The sequence below is a fragment of the Microbacterium sp. Beta genome (assembly GCF_005502545.1).
In the GTDB taxonomy this organism is placed as follows: Bacteria; Actinomycetota; Actinomycetes; order Actinomycetales; family Microbacteriaceae; genus Microbacterium; species Microbacterium oxydans.
The window spans coordinates 1-14575 of the sequence record NZ_SCOG01000007.1 but is presented as its reverse complement, the minus strand read 5'-3'; the positions used below and the strand labels follow the sequence as shown (position 1 = coordinate 14575).

The 14575-nt window shown below is 69.5% G+C and carries 10 protein-coding genes and 1 pseudogene; 7 read left to right on the top strand and 4 right to left on the bottom strand.

What is annotated here, in order from left to right; translation table 11 throughout:
* Window positions 1–10 precede the first annotated feature (10 nt).
* Complete coding sequence (locus tag FFS56_RS08900) at window positions 11–3481, bottom strand: bifunctional proline dehydrogenase/L-glutamate gamma-semialdehyde dehydrogenase (protein WP_127012752.1); 3471 nt, start codon at window positions 3479–3481, stop codon at window positions 11–13.
* A gap of 147 nt (window positions 3482–3628) precedes the next feature.
* Between FFS56_RS08900 and FFS56_RS08895 the strand changes: the two genes are divergently transcribed.
* From FFS56_RS08895 to FFS56_RS08885, 5 genes and pseudogenes are all read left to right on the top strand, one after another.
* Entirely contained in the window at window positions 3629–4537 is a 909-nt protein-coding gene (locus FFS56_RS08895; RefSeq protein WP_046748730.1) for a LysR substrate-binding domain-containing protein, read from the top strand.
* Between the two features lie 77 nt (window positions 4538–4614).
* Window positions 4615–5535, top strand: a pseudogene (locus FFS56_RS20785) (transporter); the annotation flags it as partial.
* Window positions 5536–5673: 138 nt separating this feature from the next.
* Window positions 5674–6261 (top strand): nitroreductase family protein, encoded by a 588-nt coding sequence (locus tag FFS56_RS20780; protein ID WP_046748778.1) that lies wholly within the window; start codon window positions 5674–5676, stop codon window positions 6259–6261.
* 64 nt (window positions 6262–6325) lie between these two features.
* Window positions 6326–6781, top strand: coding sequence for a hypothetical protein (locus tag FFS56_RS20775; RefSeq protein WP_233437340.1), 456 nt, complete (start codon window positions 6326–6328; stop codon window positions 6779–6781).
* Window positions 6754–8601 carry an ATP-binding cassette domain-containing protein gene (locus FFS56_RS08885; protein WP_233437341.1) on the top strand — a complete coding sequence of 616 codons (1848 nt, stop codon included), beginning with the start codon at window positions 6754–6756 and terminating at the stop codon, window positions 8599–8601. The genes FFS56_RS20775 and FFS56_RS08885 overlap by 28 nt, the downstream gene beginning before the upstream one ends.
* Before the next feature lie 137 nt (window positions 8602–8738).
* On the opposite strand, the gene FFS56_RS08880 is transcribed toward FFS56_RS08885, so the two are convergent.
* Together FFS56_RS08880 and coaBC are read right to left on the bottom strand one after the other, a co-directional pair.
* Window positions 8739–10967 (bottom strand): AAA family ATPase, encoded by a 2229-nt coding sequence (locus FFS56_RS08880; RefSeq protein WP_082108686.1) that lies wholly within the window; start codon window positions 10965–10967, stop codon window positions 8739–8741.
* Window positions 10968–11095: 128 nt separating this feature from the next.
* Complete coding sequence (gene coaBC / locus FFS56_RS08875) at window positions 11096–12295, bottom strand: bifunctional phosphopantothenoylcysteine decarboxylase/phosphopantothenate--cysteine ligase CoaBC (protein ID WP_046748729.1); 1200 nt, start codon at window positions 12293–12295, stop codon at window positions 11096–11098.
* Between the two features lie 68 nt (window positions 12296–12363).
* On the opposite strand from coaBC, the gene FFS56_RS08870 reads away from it, so the two are divergent.
* Entirely contained in the window at window positions 12364–13068 is a 705-nt protein-coding gene (locus FFS56_RS08870; RefSeq protein ID WP_113680457.1) for an NRDE family protein, read from the top strand.
* Window positions 13069–13184: 116 nt separating this feature from the next.
* Here FFS56_RS08870 and FFS56_RS08865 read toward each other — a convergent pair whose 3' ends face one another.
* Window positions 13185–14159, bottom strand: coding sequence for a helix-turn-helix domain-containing protein (locus FFS56_RS08865; RefSeq protein WP_046748727.1), 975 nt, complete (start codon window positions 14157–14159; stop codon window positions 13185–13187).
* Between the two features lie 85 nt (window positions 14160–14244).
* On the opposite strand from FFS56_RS08865, the gene FFS56_RS20505 reads away from it, so the two are divergent.
* A complete protein-coding gene (locus tag FFS56_RS20505) occupies window positions 14245–14406 on the top strand; it encodes a hypothetical protein (protein ID WP_164734123.1) in 162 nt (53 codons plus the stop codon).
* Window positions 14407–14575 lie beyond the last annotated feature (169 nt).

The following is a 14575-nucleotide window of genomic DNA, read 5'->3' as shown; positions in this document are numbered from 1 at the left end:
AAGGGTCAGGTCAGATCACGCCGTCGGCCAGGGTGGTGGGGTTGCCGAAGCGGTGGTTCGTGATCGATACGGCCTGCTCGTGCAGGAACGGAAGCATCTCGACCCGTCCCGCCCCGGTCACGGCGTGCGACCAGACCGCCACATCCGGGCTTCCGTCGAGCGCCTCGTGCAGCGCCGCGGCGTCGCCGCCGACCAGACGCACGCGGTGCCACGAGTTCGCGGTCTTGGCGTAACGCTTGGTCCACGCCGCGTCCGATTCGTGCTTGACGGTCACGCCGTGCGCGCGGAGGGCCTTCTCGACGCGAGAGGGCAGAGCGGGAGCCGACACCGTGAACGGGCTGCCGCTGCGCAGGGCGGCCGCGAGCACACGGAGGCCATCCACCAGAGGAGCGTCGTCGGCGATGCGCACGTCGACGGCGACGGGACGGTAGCGGAACAGGTTGCGCTCGACCCCGAGGCCGGACTTGTCGCTCACGGCGCCGAACTCGTCGATCCAGGCATGCTCGTCGGATGCGGCAGCACGCTGCAGCCACTCGGCCTCGGTCGCGTCCACCTCGGAGGACGCCGCCTCCAGCAGTGCCCGCACGACGGGGACGACGGCCGCACCCGGCGCCGCGGCCGGGAGCTCGGCCGGCGTCCACTCGCCGAGACCGAAGAGGTAGTTCGGGCCACCGGCCTTGGCTCCGGCGCCGACGGCCGAGCGCTTCCAGCCGCCGAACGGCTGACGCTGCACGATCGCCCCGGTGATGCCGCGGTTCACGTACAGGTTGCCGGCTTCGACACGGTCGAGCCAGGTGGCGACCTCGTCGGAGTCGAGCGAGTGGATGCCGGCCGTGAGACCGTAGTCGACCGCGTTCTGCAGGCGCAGCGCCTCGTCCAGATCCTTGGCGTGCATGATGCCGAGCACCGGCCCGAAGAACTCGGTCAGGTGGAAGTACGATCCCTCGCGCACACCGGTCTTCACGCCGGGCGTCCACTGCTTGCCCTCGTCGTCGAGCTTGCGCGGCTTCACCAGCCAGCGCTCGCCCTTCTCGAGCTTCGTGAGCGCCGTGAGCAGCTTGCCGTTCGCGGGCTCGATGATCGGACCCATCTGGGTGGCGGGGTCATCGGGCAGGCCGACGCGCATCGAGGTCACGGCATCCACCAGCTGACGCTCGAACCGCTTCGAGTCGGCGACGGATCCCACGAGGATCGCGAGCGACGCGGCGGAGCACTTCTGCCCTGCGTGGCCGAACGCACTTCGGGCCACATCGGCGGCCGCGAGGTCGAGGTCGGCGGACGGGGTCACGATGATCGCGTTCTTCCCGCTGGTCTCGGCGAGCAGCGGCAAGTCGGAGCGGAACGAGCGGAACAGCTGCGCCGTCTCGTACGCACCCGTGAGGATCACACGGTCCACCGCGGGGCCGGCGACGAGGCGCGTGCCCAGGTCGCGCGACGCGAGGTCGACGAGCGCGAGCAGGTCCCGAGGCACCCCGGCGGCCCACAGTGCCTCCACCATCACGGCGCCACAGCGCTGGGTGAGCTTGGCCGGCTTGATGATCACGGCAGAGCCCGAGGCCAGGCCCGCGAGCACACCGCCGGCGGGGATCGCGACCGGGAAGTTCCAGGGAGGAGTGACCACGGTGACCTTCGACGGCACGAACTCGGCACCGGAGACGGTCTCCAGGTCCTTCGCGCGCTCGGCGTAGTAGTGCGCGAAGTCGATGGCCTCGCTGATCTCGGGGTCGGCCTCGGCGATGGTCTTGCCCGCCTCGTGGGCCATGATCTCGATCAGCTGACCGCGACGCGCGGCGAGTTCGTCGCCGGCGCGGTGCAGCACGGCGGCACGGTCGGCGGCCGGCAGCGCGGCCCACTTCTCGGCGGCCGCGGTCGCCGCGGAGAAGATGCCATCGAGCTCGGCATCGGTCTCGACCTTGGCGAGCGCGATGGTGTCGAGTCCGAGGGTCGATCCGACCGAGCGGCCGAGGATCTCCCGCCCCCAGGCACGGTTCGCCGCGATGGCGGGGTCAGTGTCGGCCTGGTTCGCGAAGCCCGTGGTCGTTCCCGCGGGAGCCTCAGCTGTCCGATCCTGCACCCGATGGGCGGCGGGGACGTACTGCGGATCGTCGTTCGCGAGCGCGGCAAGCGAACGCTCGAAGCGCTCCCGCTCCCGGGTGAGGAGCGTGGGGTTGGAGGCCAGTTCGAACACCGCCGACATGAAGTTCTCCGGGCTGGCGTTCTCCTCGAGGCGGCGCACCAGGTACGCGATCGCCACGTCGAACTCCGCCGGGTTCACGACCGGCGTGTAGAGCAGCAGACGGCCGACGTCCTTGCGGACGGCTTCGGCCTGACCGGTCGCCATGCCCAGCAGCATCTCGTACTCGACGAGGGGGTCGGCGCCGGTCGGGTCGGCCACCCCGCGCGCCTGGGCGAGCAGCCAGGTGTAGGCGATGTCGAAGAGGTTGTGACCGGCGATCCCGATGCGCACGGCGTCCAGGCGCTCGGGCGTCATGGCCCAGTCGAGCACCCGCTTGTAGTTGGTGTCCGAGTCCTGCTTGGTGCCGTAGGTGGCGAGCGGCCAGCCGTGGATCGCGGCGTCGACCTCCTCCATCGCGAGGTTCGCGCCCTTGACGACGCGCACCTTGATCGGCGCTCCCCCCTTGGCGCGGCGGGCAGCTGCCCACTCCTGCAGGTGCTGCATCGCGCCGAGCGCGTCGGGGAGGTACGCCTGCAGCACGATGCCGGCTTCGAGGTTCTCCAAGCCCGGCTGGTCGAGGATGCTCGTGAAGGCCGCGATCGTCAGGTCGAGATCGCGGTACTCCTCCATGTCGAGGTTGATGAACTTGGCCTTGCCCTTGGCCTCGGCACGCGCGGCGAGCTCGTAGAGCGGGGTGAGCTTCTCCACGACGTCCGCCACGGCCTCGTCGAACGACCACATCGACAGCTGGCTCACGACGCTGGAGACCTTGATCGACACGTAGTCGACGTCGTCGCGGGCCAGGAAGTCACGGGTGCCCTGCAGGCGGTGTCCGGCTTCCCGCTCTCCGAGCACGGCCTCGCCGAGCAGGTTGAGGTTCAGGCGGTTGCCGCTCTTGCGCAGCTTCGCGATGGCGGGGCCGAGCTTGGACGGAGTGGCGTCGAGCACGAGGTGCCCGACCATGGCGCGCAACACACGGCGGGAGATCGGCACGACAACGCCGGGGAGCTTCGGCGCCCAGAAGCCGCCGGTCTTGATCGCGGCGCGCAGGTATCCGGGCAGCAGCGACGGGGTGATGTCGCTCAGCTCGGCGAGCTTGCGGCCGGCGACGCGCAGGTCTTCCGGGCGCATGACGCCGTCGACGAAGCCGACCGTGAACGCGAGTCCGTTCGGGTCCTTGAGCACCTCGGAGAGGCGCTGGGCGGCCGGCTCGACGGGGTGGGTCTCGCTCTCGGCGAGCCAGCGCTGCACCAGGGCGGCGACGTCTTCGGTGCGGGGGGTGGTGGTGTCGGCGGCGACAGGCATCGGTGGGACCTTCCAAGAGAGCGCACACCGGGATTTCGTGTGCGGCTGGATCATTGTCCTGCCGCTCGGTAGGCTCCGTCTATCAACCGATTTGCGTGGATTCTGTTCAGTTCCACTGAACGATAGGCGCCGAACGAAGGACCCGCCGTGCTCGACGTGAACAGACTGCGGATGCTGGTGGAGCTGTCGCGTCGAGGGACACTGTCGGCCGTCGCCGATGCCCTGTCCTACAGCAAGGCATCGGTGTCGCAGCAGCTCAGTGCGCTGGAGCGCGACGTGGGCGTGCCGCTGCTGCGCCGGGTCGGGCGCGGGGTGCAGTTCACGCCGCAGGGGAACGTGCTCGTCGCCGAGGCCATCGGCATCCTCGACCAGCTCGAGCACGCCCAGGTCGCCGTCGCCGAGTCCCTGACCGAGGTCACGGGCACCGTGCGCATCGCGGTCTTCCAGTCCACGGCACACTCGCTCCTGCCCCGCGGGCTCGAAGCCCTCAAGGAACGTCATCCTGCCCTGCGAGTGGAGGTCACGGAGTCCGACCCGGAGACCGGACTCGTCGGAGTGTCCAGCCGCGACTTCGACCTCATCCTCGCCGAGCAGTACCCGGGCCGCACACGCCCGATCCACGCCGACCTCGACCGGGTGGTGCTCGCACACGACGCGATCGCCCTCGCGCGGCGGCCAGGGACCCCCGCGCACCCCGACGCCGTCGCCGCGCTGTGGTCGACCCGCGACGAACCCTGGGTGCTGGAACCTGCCGGCACCGCGTCGCGCGCCTGGGCGGAGCAGCTGTGCCGCACCGCCGGGTTCGAGCCCGATGTGCGCTTCGAGATCGCCGACCTCACCGCCCACGTGCGGCTGATCCATGCCGGACTCGCAGTGGGACTGCTGCCGGAGCTCGTGTGGGCGGGTGACACCCCGACGGTCGACCTGGCACCGCTGCCGCAGGAGCCTCGGCGCGAGATCTTCTCCTCCGCGAGGCGTGTATCTGCGGACGCTCCCTCGATCCGCGCCGTGCGCAGCGCACTCGCCGACGCGGCCTCGCACGACCTCGCCGCCTAGCCTCGGGGTCTGCGCCGCCTTCGGCATCCGCGCCGCCTTCGTGAACCGCGGAGTAAAATGTCAGAGGTTACCTCGACATGTCCTCTTCCACGCGCACCCGCTCCGGCCGGAACCCTCCCGCACGGATCCCGCTGAGCACCCTGGCGATCGCGCTGGGCCTCGCCGGCGTCGCGTCGACCTGGTCGGCGGCCACCGCCGTCGCTCCGGTGCCCGCTTCCGTTGGCCCTGCCTTCTGGGGCCTGTCGGCGATGGCGACGATCGGACTGCTCGCCGCGCACACCGTGAGAGGCGTGCGCAGCAGCACACCTCTGCGCGCGCAGCTCCGCGACCCCGTGCAGGCACCGTTCGCCGTGATCCTCCCTCTGGTAGGGATGCTCATCGGCATCCGGCTGCTTCCCTCGCTCCCCGTCGCGGGCTCGACGATCGTGATCGCCTCGATGACCAGCACCGCGGTGTGGGCGGGCTGGCTGGTGAGCACCTGGATGGCCGGCCGGATCGAGCTCGCCGCGATCCACGGCGGGTACATCCTGCCGCCGGTCGCCGGCGGATTCATCATCGCGACCGCCGCGGAGGCACTCGGGCTGCCGGGGCTCGGATGGGCGGCGTTCGGCGTCGGATGCCTCTTCTGGGTCGTGATGACGACGCTCGTGCTCGTGCGCCTGGTCGCCGGCCCCCCGCTGCCGGATGCGCTCACCCCCAGCCTGGCGGTGCTGATGGCCCCGCCGGCCGTCGGCGGACTCGCGCTCTTCGCCCTGACCGACGGCATCGCATCGCCGCTCTCGTTCGCGTTCGCCGGTCTCATGACGCTCCTCGTCGCCGCGCAGGTCGCCACCATTCCGCGTTACCGTCGGCTCCCCTTCACACTCGGCTTCTGGTCGTTCACCTTCCCGGTCGCGGCCGTCGCGACCTACACGATCTCCTGGCTCGACGTCGCCGAGGTGTCGTCCGCCGGCCCCGTGGCCGTGGCGCTCGCGATCGCCGTCACGCTGTTCGTCACCGCGATCGGCATCCGGTCGCTGCGGGATCCGGCCATCGAGGGCATCCGGACGATCCGGGAATATGCATGCACATACATCTGTTGGCTCCCGTGTACCCGGACGAAGGAGTCCGATCCACTCCTTCTGAAAGGCACTTCTGTGAGCACCCCCGTGATCGACCGCACCGCCCCGACCGAGCACCCCGTCCTCGACGTCCTCGCCGGCCGCTGGAGCCCCCGCGCCTTCGACGCGCAGAACTCGATCGACGAGGCCAAGCTCGCGACCGCCCTCGAGGCCGCCCGCTGGAGCCCGTCCGCCAACAACATCCAGCCCTGGCGCTTCATCGTCGCCCGTCGCGGCACTGCACTCCACGCCCAGGTCGTCGATGCCCTGATGGGCTTCAACCAGGCATGGGCCGGCAACGCCGCGGTGCTCGTCGTCGCGATCGCGGAGACCGCCACCACCGACGGCACCCCGATCACGCACGCACTCTACGACCTCGGCCAGGCGGTCGCGCACTTCTCGGTGCAGGCCCACCACGACGGCCTGCTCGTGCACCAGATGAGCGGCTTCGACCCCGAGGTGGTCCGTGAGTTCGCGGACCTCGAGGCCCGGTTCGTGCCGGTCACGGTCTTCGCCGTCGGCGAGTTCGGCGACATCGAGGCCCTGCCCGAGGTGCTGCAGCAGCGCGAGGTCGCCCCGCGCGTGCGTCGCCCCATCGACGAGACGGTCGTCCTCAGCGCCTGACCGCTCCCGCCGACGCTGTCAACGGGGTCTCCGGTTTGCCCGGGGGCCCCGTTAGCGTGTGCGGATGGATATGCTCCGCATCACCGGCGCACGGACGAACAACCTCCGCGACGTCTCCGTCGTCGTCCCCAAGAAGCTGCTGACCGTCTTCACCGGGGTCTCGGGTTCGGGCAAGTCGTCGCTGGTGCTCGACACGATCGCCGCCGAGGCGCAGCGGCTCGTGAACGACTCCTACTCGACGTTCATCCGGTCGCGACTGCCGCAGCTGCCCACTCCGGACGTGCAGGCGATGGACGGTCTGACGTTCACGGTGCTGATCGACCAACGTCGGTTCACGGGCAACGCGCGCTCGACCGTGGCGCCGCGACCGATCTGGCCTCGCTCGTGCGCCTCGTCTTCTCCCGTGTCGGCGAGCCGTCGGCCGGCTACTCCCCCGCGTACTCGTTCAACGACCCCTCCGGCATGTGCCCGACCTGCGAAGGGCTCGGCACGGTGTACGACATCGACATCGATGAACTGATCGACCCCGAGAGGAACATCGACGAAGGCCCGGTGCGGTTCAGCCTGTTCCGTCCAGGCGTGTACCGCTGGAAACGCTTCGCCTACTGTGGACTGTTCGACCGCGAGAAGCCGCTCAAGGACTACACGGCCGAGGAGATGGACCAGTTCCTCTATGCCGACAAGCTCAAGCTCGAGGACCCCGACCCGCGTTTCCCGCAGAGCGCGCGCTTCGACGGGGTCATCACGCGGATGCGCGACGTGTTCCTCAAGCAGCGTCCGGTGAAGATGTCAGCCTCCGTGCGCGAAGAGCTCGACCGACTCGTGACGCATCACACCTGCCCCGACTGCCGCGGCGCGCGCGTGAACGAAGCCGCGAGGGCCAGCCTCATCGCCGGGCGCTCGATCGTGGACTGGATGCGCATGCCGGTCTCCGAGCTGCACGCGCTGCTCGAGGAGTTCGACGACCCACGGGTGGCACCGGCGGTCGAGGGGATCCGTCATGCGCTCGACGCCCTGCTCTCGGTCGGCCTCGGCTACCTCGCGCTCGACCGCGAGTCGGCGACGCTGTCCGGCGGCGAGGCGCAGCGCGTCAAGATCGTGCGACACCTCGGCAGCGCGCTCACCGACGTCACCTACGTGTTCGACGAGCCGAGCACCGGGCTGCACCCCGCCGACATCCAGCGCCTCGTCGCCCTGCTCCAACGACTGCGCGATGCCGGGAACACGATCCTCGTCGTCGAGCATCACCCGCAGGTGATCGCGGTCGCCGACCACATCATCGACCTCGGTCCCGGTGCGGGGTCTGCCGGTGGGCTCGTGCAGTTCGAGGGGACGCCGGCCGAGCTCAGCGCCGGCGACACACTGACGGGGCGCCTGCTCGCCGAGCCGTTGCCGATCCGTCGAGCGACACGGGCACCGTCGGGCCGGATCACGGTGCGGGATGCGCGCTCGCACAACCTGCGAGGTTTCGACGTCGACATCCCGTTGGGCGTGCTCACGGCCGTCACGGGAGTCGCCGGTTCCGGCAAGAGCTCGTTCGCGACCGCGGAGCTGCCACGCCAGCACCCGGACTTCACGGTCGTCGGACAGGAACCGCTGCGCGGCGGCGTCCGATCCACGACCCTGAGCATCCTTCGCATCGCCGACACCGTCAGGGCGGTGTTCGCGGATGCCTCCGGCCTCGACCCCTCCTGGTTCAGCTTCAATTCCCGCGGGGCGTGCCCCACCTGTCGCGGCCGCGGCCACATCACGACCGAGCTCGCGTTCCTCGACGACGTGTCCCTCCCCTGCGATGCGTGCGGCGGGCTGCGCTTCAACCCGACCGCTCTGGCCGTGCAGGTCGACGGCGCCACGATCGCCGACGTGCTGGCGGCGCCACCGGCCGAGGTCAGCGCCCTCTTCTCCGCCCATGCCGACGTGGTCGAGGCCCTGGCCTGGGTGCAACGCACCGGACTGGGATACATCCCGGTCGGCCGGTCGCTCGACACGCTGTCCGGCGGGGAGAAGCAGCGTCTGCTGCTGGCCCGCCACCTCAGCGATCCGCACCGCGACCGAGCGGACCGCATCATCCTCGACGAGCCGACCTCCGGCCTGCACCCCTCCGACGTCGACACCATCAACCTCCTCTTCGACGACCTGCTCGAGGAGGGAGCGACGCTGGTGGTCGTGGAGCACAACCTGCGAGTGGTCGCCCGTGCCGATCACATCATCGACATCGGTCCGGGAGCGGGATCCGACGGCGGGAGCCTGATCTTCAGCGGGACGCCGTCCGAGATCGTGCGTGACGACGACTCCCTCACCGGTCGCGCACTCGCCGCGGCCTCCGGTCTGCGCGGCTGAGCCTGCACGAGAGTGCTGAGCCCGCACGTCAAAGCCGAGACCCCACGTCAAAGCCGAGACCCCACGAGAAGAGGGACCCGCGGATCACCCGCTGGTCCCTCTTCTGTGTCCGAGCGGTTCAGCTCAGTCGTGGCGTGTCAGTCCTCGAGGAGCTCCGCCTCGATCACGTCATCCTCGTCGGAGTCGGAGTCGGAGTCGGCCTCGGGCTCCGGCGTCGTCGAGGTGAGCACGAGGCCCATCCCGTCGGCGGCCACGTCGACGCGAACCGTGTCGCCGTCGTGCACGTTGCCCGAGAGCAGAGCGGTCGCGAGCTTGTTCTGCACCTCGCTCTGGATGAGGCGGCGCAGCGGACGCGCACCGAACATGGGGTCGTACCCGCGCTCGGCGAGCCAGGCCCGCGCATCCGGAGTGACCGCGAGGGTGAGTCGCCGGTCCTTCAGCCGGTCGTGCAGCTGGTCGACCGAGAGCTCCACGATCTGTGCGAGGTCGTCTTCGCTCAGCGCCGAGAACATCACGATGTCGTCGAGGCGGTTCAGGAATTCCGGACGGAACGCCTGCCGCACGAGCGCCATCACCTGGTCGCGTTTCTCATCGGGTGCGAGCACGGGGTCGATGAGGATGGGCGAGCCCAGGTTCGAGGTGAGGATCAGGATCACGTTCGAGAAGTCGACCGTGCGCCCCTGCCCATCGGTCAGCCGACCGTCGTCGAGCACCTGCAGCAGCACGTCGAACACCTCGGGGTGCGCCTTCTCGACCTCGTCGAGCAGGATCACACTGTACGGCCGGCGACGCACGGCCTCGGTCAGCTGACCACCCTGCTCGTAGCCGACGTACCCGGGAGGGGCGCCGACGAGCCGGGACACCGAGTGCTTCTCGCCGTACTCCGACATGTCGATGCGCACCATGGCGTGCTCGTCGTCGAAGAGGAACTCCGCCAGCGCCTTGGCAAGCTCGGTCTTGCCGACACCGGTCGGGCCGAGGAACAGGAACGATCCGGTCGGACGACCGGGGTCGCTGATCCCCGCGCGCGAACGGCGGACGGCGTCGGACACGGCCTTCACGGCGTCCTTCTGCCCGATCAGGCGCTTGCCGAGCTCGTTCTCCAGGTGCAGCAGCTTCTCGCTCTCGCCCTGCAGCAACCGGCCGACGGGGATGCCGGTCCACGCGGCGATCACGGCCGCGATGTCCTCCTCGGTCACCTGCTCGTTGACCATGCGAGGCTCGCTCGACGCGGTGGCCTCCGCCTGCTCGGCCTCCGCGATGTCGCGCTCCAGGCGCTTGATCGTCTCGTACTCGAGCTTCGAAGCCTTCGTGTAGTCGGCATTGCGCATGGCGAGGTCGCGCTGCGTGATCGCGTCGTCGAGCTGCTTCTTGAGCTCGCCCACCCGGTTCAGACCCTGACGCTCGCGCGCCCAGCGGGCTTCGAGCTCGGCGAGCTGTCGCTCCATGCCGACGAGCTGCTCGCGCAAGGCGCTCAGTCGCTCCTTGGACGCAGCGTCCTTCTCGCGCTTGAGGGCGAGCTCCTCGAGCTTCATCCGGTCGACCTGACGCTTGAGCTGGTCGATCTCGACCGGAGACGAGTCGATCTCCATCTTGAGCCGCGACATCGACTCGTCGATCAGGTCGATCGCCTTGTCGGGCAGCTGACGCGCGGGCAGGTACCGGTTCGACAGGGCCGCAGCCGCAACGAGAGCACTGTCGGAGATGGTCACCCCGTGGTGCGCCTCGTACCGACCCTTGAGGCCGCGGAGGATCGCGATCGTGTCCTCGACCGTGGGCTCTCCGACGTAGACCTGCTGGAAGCGGCGCTCGAGCGCTGCGTCCTTCTCGATGAACTCGCGATACTCGTTGAGGGTCGTTGCGCCGATCAGTCGCAACTCGCCGCGGGCCAGCATCGGCTTCAGCATGTTGGATGCCGCGACCGAGCCTTCACCGCCACCGGCGCCCATCAGCACGTGCAGCTCATCGATGAACGTGATGACCTGCCCGTCGGACTCGGTGATCTCCTTGAGCACCTGCTTCAGCCGCTCCTCGAACTGCCCGCGGTACATGGCGCCTGCCACGAGGGCGGAGATGTCGAGCGTGACCAGCTCCTTGTCCTTGAGGGACTCGGCGACGTCGCCGGCGACGATGCGCTGGGCGAGGCCTTCGACGACGGCGGTCTTACCGACGCCGGGCTCGCCGATCAGCACGGGGTTGTTCTTCGTGCGTCGGGTGAGCACCTGACTGACCCGACGGATCTCGCTGTCGCGTCCGATCACGGGGTCGAGCTTGCCTTCGCGGGCACGGTCGGTGAGGTTGATGCCGAACTGCTCGAGGGCGGACTGCTGCTCTTGGTTCTGGTTGCCGGTCTGCGGGGTGGTCATGCGCTCCTCCTGGAGTTGCTCCTTCTGGTCGTCTCCCGTCCACCAAGTCGGAGGACGGGGATCAAAGTTGAGTCTTATTGACTCAAGTTTAGCACTCGCCGAGATTCTCCTCCAGTCCGTCCGCCTCGTCAGCGCTCCCGTCCGATCGCGTCCCAGATCGCGGACGCGACAGCGCGTTTGGAGCCGGAGACGGTCGCCGCCACCGCACCCCCGGGGCCCAGGATGTGCACGGCATTCTCCGCGCTCTCGAACCCGCGCTCCCAGCCGACCTCGTTCACCACCAGCAGGTCGACACCCTTGCGCTGCTGTTTGCCGCGAGCGCGAGCGAGCAGTTCGGCCTCGTCCTCCGGAGTCTCGGCTGCGAAGCCGACGACGAGCTGACCCGGGCGACGTGCAGAGGCCAGGGCTGCGACGATGTCCTCGTTCTCGATCAGCTCGATGGCGGGCACCCCGCCGCCCTCCTTGGTGAGCTTGCGCTCCGAGACCGCGACCGGTCGGTAGTCGGCGACCGCGGCGGCCATCACGATCACGTCCGACTCTGCGGCCTCACGCTTCATCGCGTCTGCGAGCTGGGTCGCGGAGCCCACGCCGACGACGCGGATCGACGGATGCCGCACGTCGGCGAGCACGTCACCCGAGATGTTCGCCGACACCAGGGTCACCTCGGCTCCGCGAGCGGCCGCCTCCGCGGCGAGCGCCGCACCCTGCCGGCCGCTGGAGCGGTTGCCGAGGAAACGCACGGGATCGATCGGCTCGCGAGTGCCGCCGGCCGAGACCACCACCCGCACGCCGGCGAGGTCACCGGGAGTCAGCAGCGCCTGCGCGGCGGCGAAGATCTCCTCGGGTTCCGACATCCGGCCGGGACCGCTGTCACCACCGGCGAGCTCACCGTCGGCAGGACCCACCAGGTGCACACCGCGCTCCCGCAGGGTCGCGATGTTCGCCTGTGTCGCCCTGTTCCGCCACATCTCGGCGTGCATCGCCGGAGCGATCAGCACCGGGGCCTCGGTCGCGAGCAGGGTGGTCCCCAGGAGATCGTCGGCGAGCCCGGCAGTGATCTTCGCGATCGAGTTCGCGGTCGCCGGCGCCACGATCACGAGGTCGGCCGCCTGACCGAGAGCCACGTGCCGCACCCGTGCCACATCCTCGTGCACGCTCGTTGTCACGGGGTGACGACTGATCGCCTCCCATGTAGGCAGCCCGACGAAGCGCAGCGCATCCGCGGTGGGCACCACGGTCACGTCGTGGCCGCCCTTCGTGAGCAGGCGCACCAGATGCACCGTCTTGTACGCGGCGATGCCGCCTGTGACTCCGACCACGATGTTCACGTCTCGATTCTGCCCCAGCATCCACCGCCGCGGGCCGACGATCGTTCCGCCGATCTAGACTTGATGCCGTGTGCACGGTCGTGATCGATGTCGAGAATGCCGGATCCGCACGACTTCTGGCGGTCCGCGACGAAGACCCGCTGCGGGCCTGGGACTCCCTCGGAGCCTGGTGGCCGGACGACTTCCCGGGCGTGGTGGGTATCCGCGACCGCCGAGCGGGCGGCGCGTGGCTGGCCGCGAACCCGGCAGAAGGACGACTCGCCGTGCTGCTGAACCGCGCGGACGTGCGTGACCTCCCCGCAGCTCACGCGGTGTCCCGCGGCGCCCTCGCTCTGGAGTCGGTGACGGGCCGATCGCCGGTCGCACCGCTGCCGATGCACGGCTTCAACCTGCTCGAGGTGGGCCCCGCCGGCGCGAGAGTGCTCTCGTGGGACGGCGTCGAGCTTCGCGAGACACCCATCGACCCCGGAACGCACATGATCGCGCACGACGATCTCGACGATGCGACGACTCCGCGGATCCAGGCGTGGCTGCCCGAATTCCGCGCCCTGGGTCCGACCGCCGACAGCGACGACTGGACGGCCGAGTGGACGGCCCTGCTCGCATCTTCGACCGCGCTCCCTCCGGAAGACGACAGGGCGATCATCCGCGACAACCGGCCGCACGGCTACCCCACGCAGTCCCTGCTCTACTGCATCGCCGCCGTCACCAAGGACGGGGTCGAGGTGCGCGACGTCGCACTGCCCGCACCGGCGCACTGGTCTGAACACTGAATCCGGCCTGAACACTGACCCTGGCTGAGCAGCGACCCCGACTGAACACTGAATCCGGTCTGGACACTGAATCCGGCCTGGACACTGAATCCGGCTGCGTGATGGACCCGCCCGGCTCAGGCCGCGGGCACCGCGGATTCCTCGGCACAGGAGAACCGCGCACGGTAGGCGGTGGGGGTCAGCCCGAGCACTCTCGCGAAGTTCTGCCGCAGCACAGCCGCTGAACCGAATCCGCACTCGTCGGCGATGTGCTCGAGCGGCAGGTCGGTGCGCTCCAGCATCCGCTGCGCGTGGATGATGCGCTGACGCGCGAGCCAGGCCGCCGGCGTCGCGCCGTATTCGGCTTTGAACCGGCGGGCGAACGTGCGCGGCGACATGAGGGCCCTGGCCGCCAGCTGGTCGACACCGAGGTCTTCGCGCAGGTGCTCGACAGCCCAGTCGGCGACCGCGGCGAGCGAATCGGTGGGGACGACGGGGATGGGGCGATCGATGAACTGTGCCTGGCCTCCGTCGCGCTGCGGGGGCACGACCATCCGGCGGGCGATGCGGTTGGTGAGCTCGGCACCCACCTCCTGCCGGAGCAGATGCAGGCAGGCGTCGATGCCCGCCGCGGTGCCGGCACTCGTGATGATCTTGCCGTCCTGCACGAACAGCACGTCGGGGTCGATGTCGATCTGCGGATACATGTCGGCCATGACGTGCGCGTACATCCAGTGCGTGGTGGCGCGTCGACCGTCGAGCACCCCGGCAGCGGCGAGGATGAACGATCCACTGCACACGCTCATCACCCACGCGCCGCGGTCGACCGCATGGCGGGCGACGTCGACCAGAAGCGGATCCACGTCGCCCCAGTTCTCCCGGGGAAGAGGGCAGAACACCACGAGGTCGGCTTCGTAGGCGAAGGCCAGATCGTGCTCGACGTTCACCGAGAAGCCGATCTTCGACGTCACGACGCCGGCACGGGGAGCGACGATGCGGAAGTCGAAGTTCGGCACCCCGTCATCGGCGCGGTCGAGGCCGAACGCCTCGCAGGCGACGCCGAACTCGAAGGGCGCGAACCCGTCCTGGATGACACAGGCGACCGTCTTCATACACACTCCCGGTTGGCAGTTTTCATACGTTCAGAGTCTATTCTGCCACTCGTGGCGGTTCGGCATCGAACGTAGCGTTTCTGCCATGATACTCCTCATCGCACTCCTCGCCCTCGCCGCGTGGGCCACGACCGCCACCTTCGTCGAACTGCGCCGCGACGGATACCGTCGCACCCCGACCGACTGGACGCGCCTCGCAGAACGCGATGTCGGGCAGCAGGCCGAGTCGGGGCACGGTTACCGCTGACCAGCACCATGACCGCGGGGGCTACGCTCGTCGTCATGAGCGAGCCTCAGCGACCTTCCGGTCCCCCCGCCCCGCACCTGCCCGCGTCTCCGCAGTACCCGACGACATCGCAGAACCCCGCAGCATCGCAGAACCCCGCAGCACCGCAGAACCCCTCCCCGCAGTACCC